General features: G+C 71.6%; 1 pseudogene. It reads left to right on the top strand.

The features are described 5' to 3' along the window. A pseudogene (locus HUA74_RS45075) lies at nucleotides 1-384 on the top strand (polymerase); the annotation flags it as partial.

Genomic DNA, 384 nt, shown 5'->3' with positions numbered 1-384 from the left:
TGGGCGCGCGGCTGGACCTGATTGGCGAGCGCGTGCACCGGCCGTCGTACGTGTCCACGCGTTTCGCCGCGGCGGCGGCGCTGGACTGGGCAGCGGCGCCTTGGCTGAACGTGTCGCTGTCGTACGAGGTGGAGAACAACCGGCTGCGCTCGCGCGCGGGCGTGCTGGAGCTGCTCAACCGCGCGGACCAGGAGCGGCTGCGCTACCCGTTCGGAGACTTCGCGCTGCACTCGCTGCGGCCCTCGGCGACGCTGGACTTCCGGGACGACCCGGCGAACCCGCGCAGGGGCGTGGTGTTCATCTCGAGCGCGGAATTCACGCGGGGGTTGAGCGTGAAGCCCACGGACGTGGCGGGCAACCGCGTGGAGGGGTACCCGATTGACG

This window comes from Myxococcus sp. CA051A, assembly GCF_013336705.1.
GTDB lineage: Bacteria > Myxococcota > Myxococcia > Myxococcales > Myxococcaceae > Myxococcus > Myxococcus llanfairpwllgwyngyllgogerychwyrndrobwllllantysiliogogogochensis.
The sequence above is the reverse complement of the archived record's forward strand: the minus strand, read 5'-3'. Positions and strand labels throughout refer to the sequence as shown.